This is a genomic window from Winogradskyella sp., from assembly GCF_045105575.1.
Lineage (GTDB): Bacteria > Bacteroidota > Bacteroidia > Flavobacteriales > Flavobacteriaceae > Winogradskyella.
The window spans coordinates 1-16,206 of the sequence record NZ_JBGCDQ010000008.1 but is presented as its reverse complement, the minus strand read 5'-3'; the positions used below and the strand labels follow the sequence as shown (position 1 = coordinate 16,206).

General features: G+C 33.2%; 15 protein-coding genes. 8 read left to right on the top strand and 7 right to left on the bottom strand.

Translation table 11 applies throughout. The features are described 5' to 3' along the window. Positions 1-114 precede the first annotated feature (114 nt). The 4 genes from AB8B52_RS01715 (at position 115) to AB8B52_RS01700 (ending at position 4,773) form a co-directional block, all read left to right on the top strand. Positions 115-921, top strand: coding sequence for a transglutaminase domain-containing protein (locus AB8B52_RS01715; RefSeq protein WP_406024618.1), 807 nt, complete (start codon positions 115-117; stop codon positions 919-921). 77 nt (positions 922-998) lie between these two features. Beyond that, entirely contained in the window at positions 999-2,354 is a 1,356-nt protein-coding gene (locus tag AB8B52_RS01710; RefSeq protein WP_406024616.1) for an O-antigen ligase family protein, read from the top strand. After that, the gene (locus AB8B52_RS01705) at positions 2,314-3,321 is read left to right on the top strand and encodes a glycosyltransferase family 4 protein (RefSeq protein WP_406024614.1); all 1,008 of its coding nucleotides are present in this window, start codon (positions 2,314-2,316) and stop codon (positions 3,319-3,321) included. The genes AB8B52_RS01710 and AB8B52_RS01705 overlap by 41 nt, the downstream gene beginning before the upstream one ends. A 57-nt stretch (positions 3,322-3,378) precedes the next feature. Next, positions 3,379-4,773, top strand: coding sequence for an exopolysaccharide biosynthesis polyprenyl glycosylphosphotransferase (locus AB8B52_RS01700; protein WP_406024612.1), 1,395 nt, complete (start codon positions 3,379-3,381; stop codon positions 4,771-4,773). Positions 4,774-4,790: 17 nt separating this feature from the next. Here the strand turns inward: AB8B52_RS01700 and AB8B52_RS01695 are convergent, their stop codons facing one another. Both AB8B52_RS01695 and AB8B52_RS01690 read right to left on the bottom strand, forming a co-directional pair. Continuing rightward, entirely contained in the window at positions 4,791-5,960 is a 1,170-nt protein-coding gene (locus AB8B52_RS01695) for a DUF4105 domain-containing protein (RefSeq protein ID WP_406024610.1), read from the bottom strand. A gap of 8 nt (positions 5,961-5,968) precedes the next feature. After that, positions 5,969-7,039 carry a PorV/PorQ family protein gene (locus AB8B52_RS01690; protein ID WP_406024607.1) on the bottom strand — a complete coding sequence of 357 codons (1,071 nt, stop codon included), beginning with the start codon at positions 7,037-7,039 and terminating at the stop codon, positions 5,969-5,971. 193 nt (positions 7,040-7,232) lie between these two features. Here AB8B52_RS01690 and AB8B52_RS01685 point away from each other — a divergent pair, with 193 nt between their 5' ends. Further along, complete coding sequence (locus AB8B52_RS01685) at positions 7,233-7,988, top strand: CDP-alcohol phosphatidyltransferase family protein (RefSeq protein ID WP_406024605.1); 756 nt, start codon at positions 7,233-7,235, stop codon at positions 7,986-7,988. A gap of 32 nt (positions 7,989-8,020) precedes the next feature. Beyond that, entirely contained in the window at positions 8,021-8,899 is an 879-nt protein-coding gene (locus tag AB8B52_RS01680; RefSeq protein WP_406024603.1) for a DUF808 domain-containing protein, read from the top strand. Between the two features lie 463 nt (positions 8,900-9,362). Here the strand turns inward: AB8B52_RS01680 and lptB are convergent, their stop codons facing one another. The 4 genes from lptB to AB8B52_RS01660 all read right to left on the bottom strand — a co-directional run bounded on the left by lptB (position 9,363) and on the right by AB8B52_RS01660 (position 12,350). Further along, positions 9,363-10,103 carry an LPS export ABC transporter ATP-binding protein gene (gene lptB, locus AB8B52_RS01675; RefSeq protein ID WP_406024601.1) on the bottom strand — a complete coding sequence of 247 codons (741 nt, stop codon included), beginning with the start codon at positions 10,101-10,103 and terminating at the stop codon, positions 9,363-9,365. Positions 10,104-10,179: 76 nt separating this feature from the next. Further along, the gene (locus AB8B52_RS01670) at positions 10,180-10,533 is read right to left on the bottom strand and encodes a carboxymuconolactone decarboxylase family protein (RefSeq protein ID WP_406024600.1); all 354 of its coding nucleotides are present in this window, start codon (positions 10,531-10,533) and stop codon (positions 10,180-10,182) included. A gap of 3 nt (positions 10,534-10,536) precedes the next feature. Next, positions 10,537-11,385: a twin-arginine translocase subunit TatC gene (gene tatC, locus AB8B52_RS01665; protein WP_406024598.1), complete on the bottom strand. Its 849-nt coding sequence runs from the start codon at positions 11,383-11,385 to the stop codon at positions 10,537-10,539. Beyond that, entirely contained in the window at positions 11,385-12,350 is a 966-nt protein-coding gene (locus tag AB8B52_RS01660) for an SIS domain-containing protein (protein WP_406024596.1), read from the bottom strand. Before AB8B52_RS01660 ends, tatC begins: the two co-directional genes overlap by 1 nt. Positions 12,351-12,438: 88 nt before the next feature. Between AB8B52_RS01660 and AB8B52_RS01655 the strand changes: the two genes are divergently transcribed. Continuing rightward, the gene (locus AB8B52_RS01655; RefSeq protein WP_406024594.1) at positions 12,439-14,640 is read left to right on the top strand and encodes a RecQ family ATP-dependent DNA helicase; all 2,202 of its coding nucleotides are present in this window, start codon (positions 12,439-12,441) and stop codon (positions 14,638-14,640) included. A 249-nt stretch (positions 14,641-14,889) separates the two neighbouring features. Here the strand turns inward: AB8B52_RS01655 and AB8B52_RS01650 are convergent, their stop codons facing one another. Then, positions 14,890-15,339: a hypothetical protein gene (locus tag AB8B52_RS01650; protein WP_406024592.1), complete on the bottom strand. Its 450-nt coding sequence runs from the start codon at positions 15,337-15,339 to the stop codon at positions 14,890-14,892. 115 nt (positions 15,340-15,454) lie between these two features. Here AB8B52_RS01650 and AB8B52_RS01645 point away from each other — a divergent pair. Next, a partial coding sequence (locus tag AB8B52_RS01645) for a peptidylprolyl isomerase (protein WP_406024590.1) occupies positions 15,455-16,206 on the top strand: 752 nt, incomplete at its 3' end.

The following is a 16,206-nucleotide window of genomic DNA, read 5'->3' as shown; positions in this document are numbered from 1 at the left end:
TGATCTGCTAGTGACTTTTAATTAATCTTTTTTCATGGAATAGACTGATTTATTAGGTGTAAATAAAAAAAATACTATTTTTAGCCTATATATGTCGAAATGCGATAATCTTTTATGATTTTTAAAAAAATACTTTGGACGCTAAAGCGCCATCCTTCCTTGTATTTGGCTAGATTTAGACTATTGTCTAAGAATTCTAACGAAAATGAAATAAACGATTATTATTATAATTTAGTAAATTGTAAACAAGACATACCTCTTCATTTTAATAAGATTAATGCTCTAATATTTAAAGATGGTAGACCTAATTCTGATTCTGATTTAGTTAAACAACTGTGCAGTTGGCTAATAAATAATATTAAGGGAGGAAAAGGTCTAAGTGTTGCATCAGAAGAAGCTTTGAAAATTATGCTCGCAGGAAAAGGGGGCGTGTGTAGTGATATGGTGCAGGTTTTTAATAATTTTTGTGTTATTAATGATATTAAGGTACGTGAATGGGGAGTAACTAGAGCACCATTCAATAAAATTTATGGTGGTCACTCTTACAATGAGGTTTTTATTAACGAATTAAATAAGTGGATTATGATTGATGTGTCTTATTGTTCTTTATTTTACTCTGAAACAGATGAACCATTATCTACAATGGAATTTTATAAATTTCTTAGAGAAGGTAAAAATATTAGTTATAAATTTTTTAATGGAACAAAACAAGTTTATGACAAAAGCATTGAAAAGAATTATCTAAACCCTAATAATGTGCCATTTCTCATTGACAACTATTCTAATAAAACGTATGATTCTTTTTTGAAGGTTTTAGGATCTGTATTACCTATTTTTATTATTCATTTTGTAATCTATTTAGTTGCTAAAAGTTATAATTATAAGTTTCCTTTAGATGATTACAAAAGAATATTTTCTTAAACAATATTAGTTTATTTCTTGTAAATGAAATCTTAATATCGATTTCTTGAATTTTTAACAATATTTTTCCTCAATAATTGAAAACTAATATTACATATATAAGTGCTTTAGTATTACATGTGATCATTGGAATACTCATTTTTTTTAACGAAAGTCTTTCTAAAATATATTTTTTTATAGTTTTTGCATATTTTTTGTATCGTATAATTCTTGCCCCAAAAAACAAGAAAACTATTCAGGTTTTATATGCATGTTCATATTTTGTGGGCGCTGAGGTGCTTTTAAGAATGACAGGTGGTTCGTTTTCTTATGAAGGTATAAAGTATTTAATAATTCTTTTTTCGTTAATAGGAATGTTTTATAAAGGCTTATCGGGAAATAGTTACCCTTATTTTATCTATATATTACTTTTAATACCTTCAATTTTTGTAGCTTCTACAACGTTAAGTTTTGATGCTAATTTTAGAACAAATATCGCTTTTGTATTGAGTGGTCCTATCTGTTTAGGGATAGCCGCTCTATTTTGTTACGATAAAAAAGTGAGTATTAAAGAATTGCATTCTCTATTGTTATATATGGCTTTACCTATAATATCGCACACAGTTTATATTTTTTTTTATAACCCTAGTGTTAAGGAAGTATTGTCTAACACAGGATCAAATAGGGCAACATCAGGGGGTTGGGGTGCAAATCAAGTAGCAACAGTTTTGGGAATTGGGATGTTTATTTTTGCAGCAAGACTGTTCTCAAAATCACCTACAATTGGCTTAAAAATATTAAATGTAGTTATTTTTTCTGCAATAGGTTTTCGAGCATTTGTAACATTTAGTCGCGGAGGTGTCATAACAGCTATGATTACGATATTGGCATTTTTAGTTATTTATTACTCTGTAGTTTCAAGGAAGAAAAAGAATAATATTGTGACTTTATTTTTTCTTTTTTGTGTAAGCTTATCAATAACTTGGTTTGTGAGTTCAAATCAAACCAATGGCTTTATTGATTTGAGATATGCAAATAAAGATCATCTCGGAAGAGAGAAGCAAGATATATCAACTGGGAGAGGTGAATTATTTCAAAAAGAAATTGAAGGATTTATTACAAATCCATTTTTTGGAATAGGATCGAGTAGAGCAAAAGATGAGCGTATAGAGCAAGATGGGCAGGGGGTCACATCACATAATGAAGTAAGTAGAATTTTGGCTGAGCACGGAATGTTGGGTGTTATTATTTTAGTTATCCTAATTTTAAAGCCATTAGATTTGAGATCAAAAAATAAAAACAATTATTATTTTTATGCGTTCTTATGTTTTTGGTTTGCGACAATTAATCATTCATCAATGCGTATAGCAGCACCAGCATTCATCTACGCTTTAGCTCTTTTAAATGTAACTAATGAAAAATATCCTATACATAGGAAACGCGCTATCCAATAAAGTAAGTACAACTACTGTAATTGAAACTTTAAGTTCTCATTTAAGTGCGTTATATCAGGTAAAAGTTGCATCCATAAAATCTAATAAAATTTTGCGTTTGTTAGATATGATAAAGTTAGTTGTAAAAAATAGAATAAAAGCAGACATGGTACTAATCGACACTTATAGTACTATAAATTTTTATTATGCACTAATAATAAGTCAATTATGTAGATTTTTAAATATAAAATATATAAATATCCTTCATGGAGGGAATCTTGAAAGCAGATTAAAACATAGCCCTAAATTAAGCCATCTTATTTTTAACAATGCCTATGAGCTAGTGGCACCATCTTATTTTTTAAAAACCGTGTTTGAAAAATATGGCTATACAAACGTGATCTTTATTCCAAATTCTATACAAATTGAAAATTATGAATTTAATAATAGGCGTATTACTGCTATTAAATTATTGTGGGTAAGATCTTTTTCGTCTATATATAATCCTTCGCTCGCCGTTTTAGTTTTAGAACAATTATTACAGCGAAATTATAAAGCCGAACTCACTATGATCGGACCAGATACGGATGGTTCATTAGAGAAGGTGCAAATATTAGCAAACTCAAAGAAGTTAAAAGTAAACTTTACCGGGAAACTGTCAAAAAAAGATTGGTTAGCGCTCTCTAAAGAATCCAATATTTTTATCAACACCACCAATTTAGATAATACACCTGTTAGCGTTATAGAGGCGATGGCACTGGGATTACCAATAGTTTCTACAAATGTAGGTGGTCTTCCTTTTCTAATTACAGATAATGAAGATGGTATACTTGTAGCGCCTAAAAATGTAGATGAAATGGTCGATGCTGTAATTAAATTAAAATCAAACGAAGACCTTAGAACTAAATTAGTGCACAACGCACGTCTTAAGGCAGAAAGTTTCGCTTGGAAGGCAGTAAAGCCAAAATGGGTCGAGCTTTTATCCTAAAATATTGTTAAAAAATCCACGACACTTATTATCTTTACCCTCAATTATTATTTAATAATGGCAACGAAAAAAGGTATTCATTTCGAAGTTTCTGAACGTAAAATTCTTCTCAGAATTTTAGACTTGGTTATGGTGTACCTAGGAGTTTATGCCTTAAGTCTTTGCTTTGATTTCGAATATATCGTTGTTAGCTGGGACAATAGTGTTGCGTTAATTTTGTTAGGTGCGTATGTGGCCGTTTTTGGAAGTATTTTTGAGCTGTACGATTTACAAAAAGCAAGTAGATTAGACAGTACTTTTCAAAACATTGTAATAACGGCTTCAATAGTAGTTTTGTTTTATTTATTAACGCCAGTTTTATCTCCCTTTTTACCTTTAGAGCGGATGCAAATTGTCTATCTATACTTAACAATTATTGTATCAATCTTTTTGTGGCGACTTGTTTATATAAATTTAGTTGAATCGCCTCGTTTTTATAAACGTGTCCTTTTAGTTGGTGAAGTTTCTAATATTGAAGGTATAGTCAAAGCCTTGGATGCGTCAGATCCGAACTATAAAATAATCGGTTTTATAAACAGTGAACGTTCAATGCCTGAAGCGATCAAGTTTACAGGTTTAAAAGAATTTGAACCTACTGATTTTTTGCAAATTATTGATCGTGAAAGAATCTCAGAAATTCTAGTTGCCAGCTTCAATACAGAAGCTATAACCTCAGAAGTTTATCGCGATTTAATGTTATTATTAGAGCGTGGTTTTAAAATAAGGGATTATACTCAGGTTTATGAAGAGTTACTTCAAAAAGTACCGATTCAATACGTCGGTAAAGATTTTTACAAATATTTTCCGTTTAGTCGAAGTAATGAAAACAAGCTTTATATGTTTTTTCAGCGTGCTTTTGATATTATATTTTCTATAATTGGTTTAGTTTTAGGAACGCTATTATTACCACTTGTTTTATTAGGTAATCTTATTGCAAATAGAGGGCCTTTGTTCTATTTTCAAGAGCGCATAGGTAAAAATAGTAAGAGTTTTAAAATTATAAAACTCAGGACAATGATCGTCAATGCTGAAAAAGATGGTGTAAAATGGGCTAAAAAGAACGACAATCGAATAACGAGATTTGGTATGTTTTTAAGACGATCGCGATTAGACGAAATCCCACAGTTTTACAATGTACTTAAAGGCGAAATGAGTATTATTGGACCAAGACCAGAGCGTCCGTTTTTTGTGAACGAACTATCTCGAATAATTCCCTTTTATGAAACACGTCATATCATAAAACCAGGTTTAACAGGTTGGGCACAAGTAAGCACACGATATGGTTCTTCAGTAGACGACAGTCTTACCAAGTTACAATACGATTTGTATTACATTAAGCACAGAAGTATATTTTTAGACTTTAGCATTACTATAAAAACACTAAGTACAATTCTTTACTATAGAGGTCAGTAAAAGTGTTGGATACCTAATTATTTCTGATTAAAAAATCTCACCAAAAATATATAGCGTAATAATAAGGCTAAGAGCAAAGGAATTAAGCCAATGGCAAAAACCTGTATTCCAATCAGCCAGTGTAAAGTCAAAAGTGTTAATAATATCACGAGCAGCTTCAAATAGCCTTTAAACCAGTTTTTTATTTGAGGTCTTAATAACTGACCAATCATAAAAATATTAAGTGGAAAAGCCCAAAGTAAATTGTAGTTTTGAGCCGTAGCAGAATGATCAGTTGCAGTCCATAGTAACAAAACAAAAATCCCTATGAGTCCTGTAATACTGAATATAGCAAGGTCTAACCATGTGCTGCGTGTATTATTTTTATGATCTTTGTAAGTGATGTATAAAATGATAGCTCCAATTAATCCCATCACCATTAAAGGGCTAAAAAGAAAATTCGATGAAGAATTTGTAGCTTTCTTTTCATAAAGTGTAGCAGACGTTTTAACTAAATTATTCCCATCGTTAAATGTGGCATCTTCAAAAAAGGTATGGATATATTCTGGTAAAAACATGTGTTCATAAACAGAAGCTTGTCTGTCTATAACAGAACCCAAAGCAATATCAATCCCAAAACTACCCCAAGTATTTAAGCCCACATGGTCGTGAATAAGTGTTCTAAACGTTTCTGGTTCTAAGCCTTCTGGTACATTAAAAATAATTTTGCCATCCTTAGTTTTTGTGGTGACATCTCTAATTCGTGTGGCGCAGTTGTCATAGAAAAAGTCATATAAATAGCGTCTGTTTTCTGGTTTGTAGTTGTTTTCTAAATAATTGAAAATTTCCTGACGCTCAGTCGCACTAAGATTTAAAACCTGCTCTTTAATGGTACGATTACTGCTTTTGTAACTGTTATAAAAGTCAGTAAAGTTATGCCTACTGATAAGATAATTTAATTTCCCTTGTGCAAATTTTAAATAGAAATTAGGGGCTTTAAAATCATAAGCTCCATAACCGTAAACGGCATCAATTCCTCTGCTTTTATCTTTTATTCTGAATCCATTATGACCAAAAGCATCATTCAATAAGGTACCAGGACCAATGGTAATGACGGAAACTTCTGCTTCAGGTGAAAGTTGAAATTGTTGCGCAACACTTGTATATGCTGTAAAAAAGAAAACAAAAAGTAATAGTCTTAATTTCATAGGTATAATTATCTAAAGAAGCCGAAATCAATTTTTAAAGAAAATACATTTGAATATAAAGCGGCACTTTGGTCTCCAATATCAGTAAAAGCGTAATCAATTTGAATGCCTTTGTAGTTAAAACCAACTCCAAAGTTGGGTTGAAACGAAACTTGTTCAGAATTATCGATCTGAAGTTCATTTTGAAAATTACCAACTCCAGCGCGTAAAAATACCAAACCTGTATATCCAAATTCGAACCCTAAAGCAGGATTAATACTTGCAAAAGAGGTTGAAATAATATCATTATTCTGAGCAAAACGCATATTTAAATTCGCTGCTGCCAAAAACGAATAATCATAACGGAAAAGCCATCTTTTAGACATGCCTAATTCTAACTTAGGGATGGTGATTTCTGTAGTTTCTGGCAAATCTTGATTTTCTCCTTCAACAGCACCTCTAATAGCTTCAAATCGATCTTCATTAATGGACCAAGCATTATAGGTTGTGGTGATATCTCTTGCCATAATACCAAACTTCCAATTTGTTTTACTTTCAAATTGAATGCCTGCATCTAAGCCAAAACCCCAAGAAGAGGCAAAATCGCCTATAATTCTGCGGATTATTTTAGCATTTATTCCAAAATTTAAACCATCTAAGGGTAATTTGCGCGCGTACGAAAATGTAAGACCATAATCAGCAGTAGAAAACGTACTAATTCTATCGTAATTAATATTGCCTTGGTCATCTATTAATTGCGTGGTATCTAAAATATCGTCAACACCAAACCGAATAAGAGAAACACCTAAGGCACTTTGGGTATCTAAAGGCATGGCAAAAGCCAAGTAATTGTAGTTAGCAATATTTGCAAAATAACTGGAGTGCATTAAGGCTAACTGGTTGTCTTCAACGTGCACTAATCCTGCTGGATTCCAATAACCAGAATTAACATCGCCAGTTTGTGATACAACAGCATTACTCATGCCTAATGCAGCAGCATCGACGCCAATATTCATAAATTCATTCGAATACTTTCGAGTCGCTTGTGCCGAAGAAATAAGCGTTATAAATGTTAATAGAATTACAGCGTAACTTTTCAACAACAGTTTTTTTTACAAAGATGCACATTATTTTTCTGAAGTGGTTTATACTTCCTATTTCCAAGGGAAAAGTTTAAACAACTTTACTCTATTTAACTGCAAAAAGAGGTTCTTATTGTTTTGGTTTGTTGCAATTTGAAGAAAATATAAGAATAGACTCAAATACTTTTATATTTTTACAAAAACTAAGTCAATGAGTATAAAACGACATATTCCTAATCTAGTCACACTTCTCAATTTATTTTCGGGTTGTATCGCTTTAATTTTTGCAGTGAACAGCAACTTTGTTGCCGCTGCGTTTTTTGTTTTTTTAGGTATATTTTTCGACTTTTTTGATGGTCTCTTAGCACGAAAATTAAATGTGCAAAGTCCACTAGGAATTCAATTAGATTCGTTAGCAGATTTGTTGACTAGTGGAGTAGTGCCAGGTGTTATAATGTTTAAATTAATTGCCTTAGCGACGGACACCTCAGATTTTAGTTACGCTAATGATTGGAGTACAGGCATGCAATGGGATGCCTTTAAAATGCCACTTTTACCTTTAATAGGCTTATTTATAGCATTAGCTTCTGCTTATCGCTTAGCCAAGTTTAATTTAGATGAAGATCAGCAAAGCTACTTTAAAGGTTTGCCAGTGCCAGCCAATACTTTAGTGATATTATCTTTACCACTAATTTTAGAATATCAGAATAGCGATATTATGAATGCTATTATAATAAATAAATGGTTCTTAATTGGTATCACCTTACTAAGTTGTTATTTATTAAATTCTAAGATCAAATTGTTTGCATTAAAATTTAAAAATTGGGGTTTCAAGGATAATGCGGTACGTTACATCTTTCTGGTGCTTAGCGTTGTCTGTTTAATAGTACTTCAATTTGCAGCAATACCAATAATTATAGGGTTGTATATTATACTTTCACTTTTAACTCGTGCTCAAATTAAGTAACATTGTTTATGTTTACCATTCAATTTTAAGTCATGGCCTCAGGATTTTTTGCATTATTAGATGATATCGCAGTTTTAATGGACGACGTGGCCGCAATGACCAAAATCGCCACAAAAAAAACAGCTGGTATTTTAGGAGATGATTTGGCTGTAAATGCTGAAAAAGCTTCAGGTTTTGTATCGTCTCGCGAAATTCCTGTGTTGTGGGCGATCACCAAAGGTTCATTTTTAAACAAGTTGATTATTTTGCCATTAGCATTTTTGTTAAGCGCATTTTTACCATGGGCAGTTATTGTAGTTTTAGTTCTAGGAGGTTTGTATTTGGCTTATGAAGGTGCTGAAAAAATTTATGAATTTTTTGTACCACATCCAAAAGAGATAACGATTGATTTAAAAAAAGATTACTCTGAAGAACAATTGCTGGATTTAGAAAAAACTAAAATAAAATCTGCCATAGTCACAGACTTTATTCTATCTGTAGAAATTGTGATTATCGCCTTAGGTTCTGTTGTTAACGAACTATTAACGACACAAATTATTGTAGTATCTATTGTTGCTTTAGTGTCTACCATTGGCGTTTACGGTATCGTGGCACTTATTGTAAGAATGGATGATTTCGGACTGAAATTGATTCAAAAAAGTCGTGGTAAAAAAGGATTTTTATTCTTAGTCGGTAATTTTTTAGTGCAAGCCTTACCTAAGGTAATTAAAAGTTTATCGGTTATCGGAACCATTGCGTTACTTTTAGTAGCAGGTGGTATTTTTGTACATAATATAGAATTCTTACATCATTTTTTAGAACAGATACCATCGATTTTAAGGGATTTTTTAACTGGTTTAGCAGCTGGATTTGCTTGTTTATTAATTGTTAAAACCCTTAAAATGATATTTTCATCGAAAAACGTAAATTAATACAAAATATAAACGTTTATTTGTAACAACTTATTGAATTTAAATTGATTAATAGCAGTAATCGGTAAAAACTGATAAATCGTTTAAGGTTTGCAGTTTTAAATTAAAATGAGTAAATAGAATGAAAAAGTTTAAGCTTAAAGACTTTATCAAGGTCTTCTTGTTCGTGATGGTTGGTCAAGTTATTGTTATTTTAACTGAAATTTTATCATCGTTGGCAGAGGTGGATTTATCTTCAGTGACATCTGTGCTTCTCGTAATTTGCAGTTTCCCTATGAGTTTAATTAATACTAATCTGCCATTCTATGTGTCAGATAATTTAGTAATGATAGGAATTTACTGGATTGTAAACGTACTTATACAGGCTGTTTTTGTCTACCTTGTATTGGTCGTAATTAAAAAAATGATTAGTACGAAATAGGATAAAATCGAATTAAGTTATCTACAAGGAGGAATTAGAGCTCTAAAACTCCAATTTCTTTTTACGCAATTCAAAATTCTGACCGAGATACACTTTTCGTACCATTTCATCGCTAGCCAATTCTTCAGGTTTACCAGCTTTAAGAATGTTACCTTCAAACATTAAATACGTTCTATCAGTAATCGCTAGAGTTTCTTGTACGTTATGATCGGTAATAAGAATACCAATGTTCTTTTTTGTCAGTTTGGCTATAATACGTTGAATATCTTCTACAGCCACAGGATCAACTCCTGCAAAAGGCTCATCGAGTAGAATAAAATTAGGGTCGGTTGCTAAAGCTCGCGCAATTTCTGTTCGTCTGCGCTCACCACCAGAAAGTAAATCACCTCTATTGGTTCTAATATGGCCTAAACCAAATTCTTCTATTAGCGATTCCATTTTAAGATGTTGCTCTTTCTTACTCAACTTGGTAAGTTGCAGCACACTTAAAATATTATCTTCAATGCTTAATTTTCTAAAAACAGAAGGTTCTTGTGCCAAATAACCAATGCCGTTTTGAGCACGTTTGTACATTGGGTATTTTGTAATGTTAGTGTCATCTAAATAAATGCTACCACCATTAGGTTTAATGATCCCAACAATCATATAAAAAGAGGTGGTTTTACCTGCTCCATTCGGACCTAATAAACCCACAATCTCTCCTTGATTAACCTCAAGTGAGACATCCTTTACTACTTTTCGTCCGCTGTAGGACTTCATTAAATGTTCTGCTCGTAACTTCATATCATATCTAAGAACGTTAAAATTAAGAAAATCATATAGATTCCATAGGCTTTAACACGCTTTTATAAAAGGTTTATTAGTCAGAGTGGTGCTGCTCTAAAGCTTCCCAATACTCGTGCGCACGTCTTAAATGTGGAATTACAATAGTGCCACCAACAAGGGTTGCAATGCCAAGAGCCTCGCTTATTTCTTCTTTAGATAAGCCTTCGTTGTAAGACGATTCTAAATGGTACTTTACGCAATCATCGCAACGTAACACCGCGGAAGCGACCAAACCTAGAAGTTCTTTCGTCTTTTTATCTAAGACTCCTTCCTGAAAGGCATTTGTATCTAAATTAAAAATACGCTTTATAATTTTGTTATTATCGGCTAATATTTTATCGTTCATTTTAGCACGATAATCATTGAATTCTTCTACAATATCAGACATAAATTAGGGCTTAACGTGTTGTTTTTTGTTTTCTCTTGCTGTTTTTCGATTTTGATTTCTAACGACAATCTTCGAAATATAAATACTCACTTGGTACAATATTAATATCGGAATCGCTACAATAACCTGACTTGCAATGTCTGGAGGTGTAATAATTGCGGATAAGATTAAGACGATAACAAGGGCAAATTTTCTGTATTTCTTTAAAATTTCTGGAGTTACCAGACCAACCTTAGTTAAAAAGTAAATAATTATAGGTAACTCAAATACAAAGCCAGAGGCTAGAGACGAAGATCTTACCAATGCGATCACGGAACTAATATCAAACTCATTTTGAATCTGATCACTAATTTGATAATTAGCCAAGAAATTAATAGATAATGGTGTAATAATGTAATAGCCAAAAAGCACTCCTAAAAAGAATAAAATAGAAGCGATAATTATAAATCCTCTAGAGTTTTTACGCTCGTTTACCTTTAAACCAGGACTTATAAAGCTCCATAACTGATAAAGTACATACGGAAATGAAACAATAAAACCGGCATAAATAGAGGTCCAAATGTGCGCAGAAAACTGACCAGCAAAGGTTCTACTCTGAATGATAAAAGGAAATTCTTCAGCACAAAACGTGGTGTCTGTCATGCCCAGAAATTGCGAGACTTTACAAAGTCCGGCATACGTGGGAAAATCCATATGCGTTGGTCCAAAAATGATGACCTCAAAAATAAATGTTTTAAAAATGAAGGCTATAACGCCAGCAATTCCGATACTGACGGTTGCTCTAACTAAATGCCATCTTAAATCTTCGAGATGATCTAAAAAAGACATCTCATCTATGTTAGTTTTTGCCATTATATAATGCCTTCTTTTATTAAATCGTGCAGATGTACCACACCAGCATAGTTGCCGTTGTGTTCAACTAACAATTGAGAAATGCCAAACGCTTCCATAATTTCTTTAGCGTCAACAGCCATGGCTTCTTCTTGGATGCGTCTTGGATTATCACTCATAATATCCTTAGCTTTTAAACTCGTAATCACATCACTCTTGCTTAGCATACGTCTTAAATCACCATCAGTAATAATACCTACAATTTTATCATTTTCAACAACAGCAGTAACTCCTAGCATTTTCTCCGTAATTTCAACAATCACCTCTTTTAATGAGGTGTCGAGTCCGACTTGTGGTTTCTGATTTTGCGATGATAAATCGTTAACTCTTAAATACAGTCGTTTTCCAAGGGCTCCACCAGGATGATATTTCGCAAAGTCATTGCTAGAAAATCCACGTAACTCTAACAAACAAACCGCTAAAGCATCTCCCATAACTAATTGTGCTGTGGTACTTGTGGTAGGTGCTAAATTATTAGGGCAAGCTTCTTGTGCCACATAGGCATTGAGAATATAATCGGCCTGCTGACCTAAAAAAGATGCTGTGTTACCAGTGATGGCTATCATTTTATTCTTCGCATTCTTAATAAGTGGGACTAAGACTTTAATTTCGGGTGTGTTGCCACTTTTTGAAATACAAATTACAATATCATCTTCTAGCATCAATCCTAAATCACCATGGATCGCATCCGCAGCATGCATAAAAACAGAAGGTGTACCAGTGGAATTTAACGTCGCAACAATTTTATTGGCAATAATAGCACTTTTACCAATGCCTGTAATGATAACACGGCCTTTAGATTGATATATCAACTCTACAGCATCTGCAAAATCTTCGGTTAGCAAATCTGATAAATTATCAATAGCTTTACTTTCTAATTTTATCGTTGTTGCCGCAGTTTTTAAGATAGATTGTTTAGTGTTCAAAACTTATTATTTATTGAGTTTCTTAGATATAAAGAATTTGTTATCTTTAAACTTGTTGCAAATGTATATAAAATACCAATAGGGATTAATGAGTATTGCAGAAATTGACTTACACGCTTCACTAAAAAAATACTTTGGATTTTCAGAATTCAAAGGTCTACAAGAAGAAGTTATTAAAAACGTCGTAGCAGGTAACAACACGTTTGTTATTATGCCAACAGGAGGCGGAAAATCGTTATGTTACCAACTACCAGCTTTAATTAAAGAGGGAACTGCCATTGTAGTATCTCCGCTTATTGCTTTGATGAAAAATCAGGTAGATGCTATAAGAGCGGTGTCTGAGCACGAAGGTGTGGCACATGTTCTCAATTCGTCTTTAAATAAGACAGAAGTGGCAAGAGTTAAAGCAGATATTACCAGTGGTATAACCAAATTACTCTATGTTGCTCCAGAATCTTTAACTAAAGAAGAGTATGTGGACTTTCTAAGAACCGTAAAAATTTCTTTTATGGCTGTAGATGAGGCACACTGTATTAGTGAATGGGGACACGATTTTAGACCAGAATACAGAAATCTTAAAACGATTATAAAACGTATCGGTGACGACATTCCTATTGTAGGATTGACAGCAACCGCAACTCCTAAAGTTCAAGAAGATATTTTGAAGAGTTTAGGGATGCCAAAAGCAGTTACGTTTAAGGCTTCATTTAATAGACCAAACTTATATTACGAAGTACGCCCAAAAACAAAAAATGTAGATTCAGATATTACGCGTTTTGTAAAACAAAATGATGGAAAATCAGGTATTATTTACTGTTTAAGCCGAAAACGAGTTGAAGAATTATCGCAAGTACTGCAAGTTAATGGTGTAAAGGCTGTTCCTTATCATGCTGGTCTCGATGCAAAAACACGCGTCAAACATCAAGATATGTTTCTTATGGAAGATACAGATGTTGTAGTGGCTACGATAGCCTTCGGAATGGGAATCGATAAACCAGATGTACGTTTTGTAATTCATCATGATATTCCTAAAAGTATTGAAAGTTACTATCAGGAAACAGGTCGTGCAGGTCGTGATGGTGGTGAAGGTCACTGTTTAGCTTACTACGCTTATAAAGACATAGAGAAGCTCGAAAAATTTATGGCAGGTAAACCCGTTGCAGAGCAAGAAATTGGGCATGCCTTATTACAAGAAGTGGTCGCGTTTTCTGAAACGTCGGTATCAAGGCGAAAATTTATTCTTCATTATTTTGGTGAAGAGTTTGATAATGAAACTGGCGAAGGTGGCGACATGGACGATAATGTGCGTTATCCTAAAAAGCAGGTGGAAGCCAAAGACGATGTTCAGATTTTATTAGATGTTGTTGAAAAAACAAATGAAAAATATAAAGCGAAGGATTTAGTACAAGTGATGGTAGGTAATCCAAATGCGCTTATTTCTTCACACAAAACCGATTTACAAGACTTTTTTGGTGTTGGTAAAGCTAAGGATCCAAGATATTGGATGGCTTTAATTCGCCAAGTCATCGTTGCACGTTATTTAAAGAAAGATATTGAAACTTATGGAGTTTTGCGCCTCAGCAATACTGGTAAAGATTTTATAGGTAAACCAGAATCGTTTATGATGGCTGAAGACCATGTATTTGATATAGATTCTAATGACAATATTATCACCAATGCAAAAGGAGGTGGAGCTGTTGCAGATGAGAATTTGATGAAAATGCTGAAAGATCTGCGTAAACGTAATGCCAAAAAATTAGGAGTGCCGCCATTTGTTATTTTTCAAGATCCTTCATTAGAGGATATGGCTTTAAAATATCCGATTACTATCGATGAACTATCTAATGTGCATGGAGTAGGAGAAGGTAAGGCGAAGAAATATGGTAAAGATTTTGTGGGCTTAATTGCAGATTATGTTGAGGAAAACGACATTATGCGACCAGACGACATGATTGTGAAGTCTACAGGAACGAACTCAGCAATCAAATTATATATCATTCAGAATGTCGATAGAAAATTACCATTAACAGATATTGCTTCTTCTAAAGGGATGGAAATGCCAGCTTTTATAAAGGAAATGGAATCGATTGTGTTCTCCGGAACAAAATTAAATATCAATTATTGGATTGATGACCTTTTAGACGAAGATCAACAGGAAGAAATTCACGATTATTTCATGGAATCTGAAAGCGATAAAATAGACGATGCTATTGAAGAGTTTGATGGTGATTATGATGACGAAGAACTTCGCTTGTATCGTATTAAGTTTATGAGTGAGGTTGCTAATTAGAAAGAAGCCCCTTTGTCTTGCAGACGTTTCCCCAGAGGGAAAAAGTTTGTATACAGGTATTCAAAATTAATAGCAAGACTGTTAGGCGTTGTTTATTGAATTATATGATGCAGTGCGTTTTTACAAAAAGTATCAAAACTGCATAGAATCTGTGTAAATCCGTGAAATCCGTGTCAAATTTATCGAGCGAAGCATGCGTTATATGCAATAAAGTTAGTGTCACTTTTCATAGAGAACGTACTATAATTATCATTCCTCTTCATCCAAAACATCAGAAACATACTTACCAAATATTAGTTCTTGTTTCTTAACCTTAATCTGAATTGTTTTAAGTGCAGCACTTTCTAATTTTTTGACATCACTTTCTTCAATCTGAAAATCAATCTTTGTGACGTATCGTCCTTTAACAGGTGAGCTTTCAGATTCAAATTCTGGCATATCGGCTTCTAATTGTAGTTTAAAATCATCGCCAATAAAAAATAATTGCGCACCATTTTTACACTTTACATTCAGCTGGCCAACAATAACGGTTTGAAAAAAGAAATAACCTCCTAATTCATTTAAACCAGCAAAAAGTACATTATGGTCAGAAACTCCAAAAGGTTGGTTTTCAACATCAGTAATAATTGCTTCAATAGTATCTCCAGATGGTGATTTTGAATCTTTTGAACCAAAAAGTTTAGATAATGAAAATGCCATAAAATTTAAGTTTTGACAAATCTAACGCTATTAAACTAATTCTCAAATCTTCAATCTAAATTCGTATATCGTAAATCATTGTTTATCTTTGCACCTTCAAACAAAAATAGATACAATGCAAGACGGTATATACGCAAAGTTCAACACTTCAAAAGGTGAAATATTAGTAAATTTAGAATTCGAAAAAGCTCCAGGAACAGTTGGTAACTTCGTGGCATTAGCAGAAGGGAATTTAGAAAATTCAGCAAAGCCACAAGGCACTCCTTATTATAATGGCTTAAAATTCCATAGAGTGATTCCAGATTTTATGATTCAAGGTGGATGTCCTCAAGGCACAGGAACAGGAAATCCAGGTTATAAATTTGATGATGAATTTCATCCTGATTTAAAACACGATGGTCCTGGTGTATTGGCGATGGCAAATTCTGGTCCTGGTACAAACGGAAGTCAGTTTTACATTACACACATTGCAACAGATTGGTTAGATAATAAACATACGGTTTTTGGTAAAGTTATTGAAGGCCAAGATATTGTAGATGCTGTAGCACAAGGCGATACTATAGACAGTATAGAAATTATAAAAGAAGGATCAGCTGCAGAACAATTTAATGCAATTGAAGCATTTAGAACTTTTGAAGGTTCACGCGAAAAGCGCATTGCAGCAGAGCGCGAAGCGGCAAGAGCAGAATTAGATAAACTAGCTGTAGGTTTTGATGAAACAGCTTCTGGTTTACGTTACCAAATTATTCAAAAAGGAAGTGGTAAAAAGGCTGAAAAAGGAAATACCGTATCCGTACATTATAAAGGGCAATTAGCTGATGGAACGGTTTTCGATTCGTCATACAAGCGTAATTCGCCTCTAGATTT

Coding starts and splice junctions, on each gene's coding strand:
- AB8B52_RS01715 (WP_406024618.1), top strand. CDS start 115: ATGATTTTTAAAAAAATACTTTGGACGCTAAAGCGCCATCCTTCCTTG.
- AB8B52_RS01705 (WP_406024614.1), top strand. CDS start 2,314: ATGAAAAATATCCTATACATAGGAAACGCGCTATCCAATAAAGTAAGT.
- AB8B52_RS01700 (WP_406024612.1), top strand. CDS start 3,379: ATGGCAACGAAAAAAGGTATTCATTTCGAAGTTTCTGAACGTAAAATT.
- AB8B52_RS01695 (WP_406024610.1), bottom strand. CDS start 5,960: ATGAAATTAAGACTATTACTTTTTGTTTTCTTTTTTACAGCATATACA.
- AB8B52_RS01685 (WP_406024605.1), top strand. CDS start 7,233: ATGAGTATAAAACGACATATTCCTAATCTAGTCACACTTCTCAATTTA.
- AB8B52_RS01680 (WP_406024603.1), top strand. CDS start 8,021: ATGGCCTCAGGATTTTTTGCATTATTAGATGATATCGCAGTTTTAATG.
- lptB (WP_406024601.1), bottom strand. CDS start 10,103: ATGAAGTTACGAGCAGAACATTTAATGAAGTCCTACAGCGGACGAAAA.
- AB8B52_RS01670 (WP_406024600.1), bottom strand. CDS start 10,533: ATGTCTGATATTGTAGAAGAATTCAATGATTATCGTGCTAAAATGAAC.
- tatC (WP_406024598.1), bottom strand. CDS start 11,385: ATGGCAAAAACTAACATAGATGAGATGTCTTTTTTAGATCATCTCGAA.
- AB8B52_RS01655 (WP_406024594.1), top strand. CDS start 12,439: ATGAGTATTGCAGAAATTGACTTACACGCTTCACTAAAAAAATACTTT.
- AB8B52_RS01650 (WP_406024592.1), bottom strand. CDS start 15,339: ATGGCATTTTCATTATCTAAACTTTTTGGTTCAAAAGATTCAAAATCA.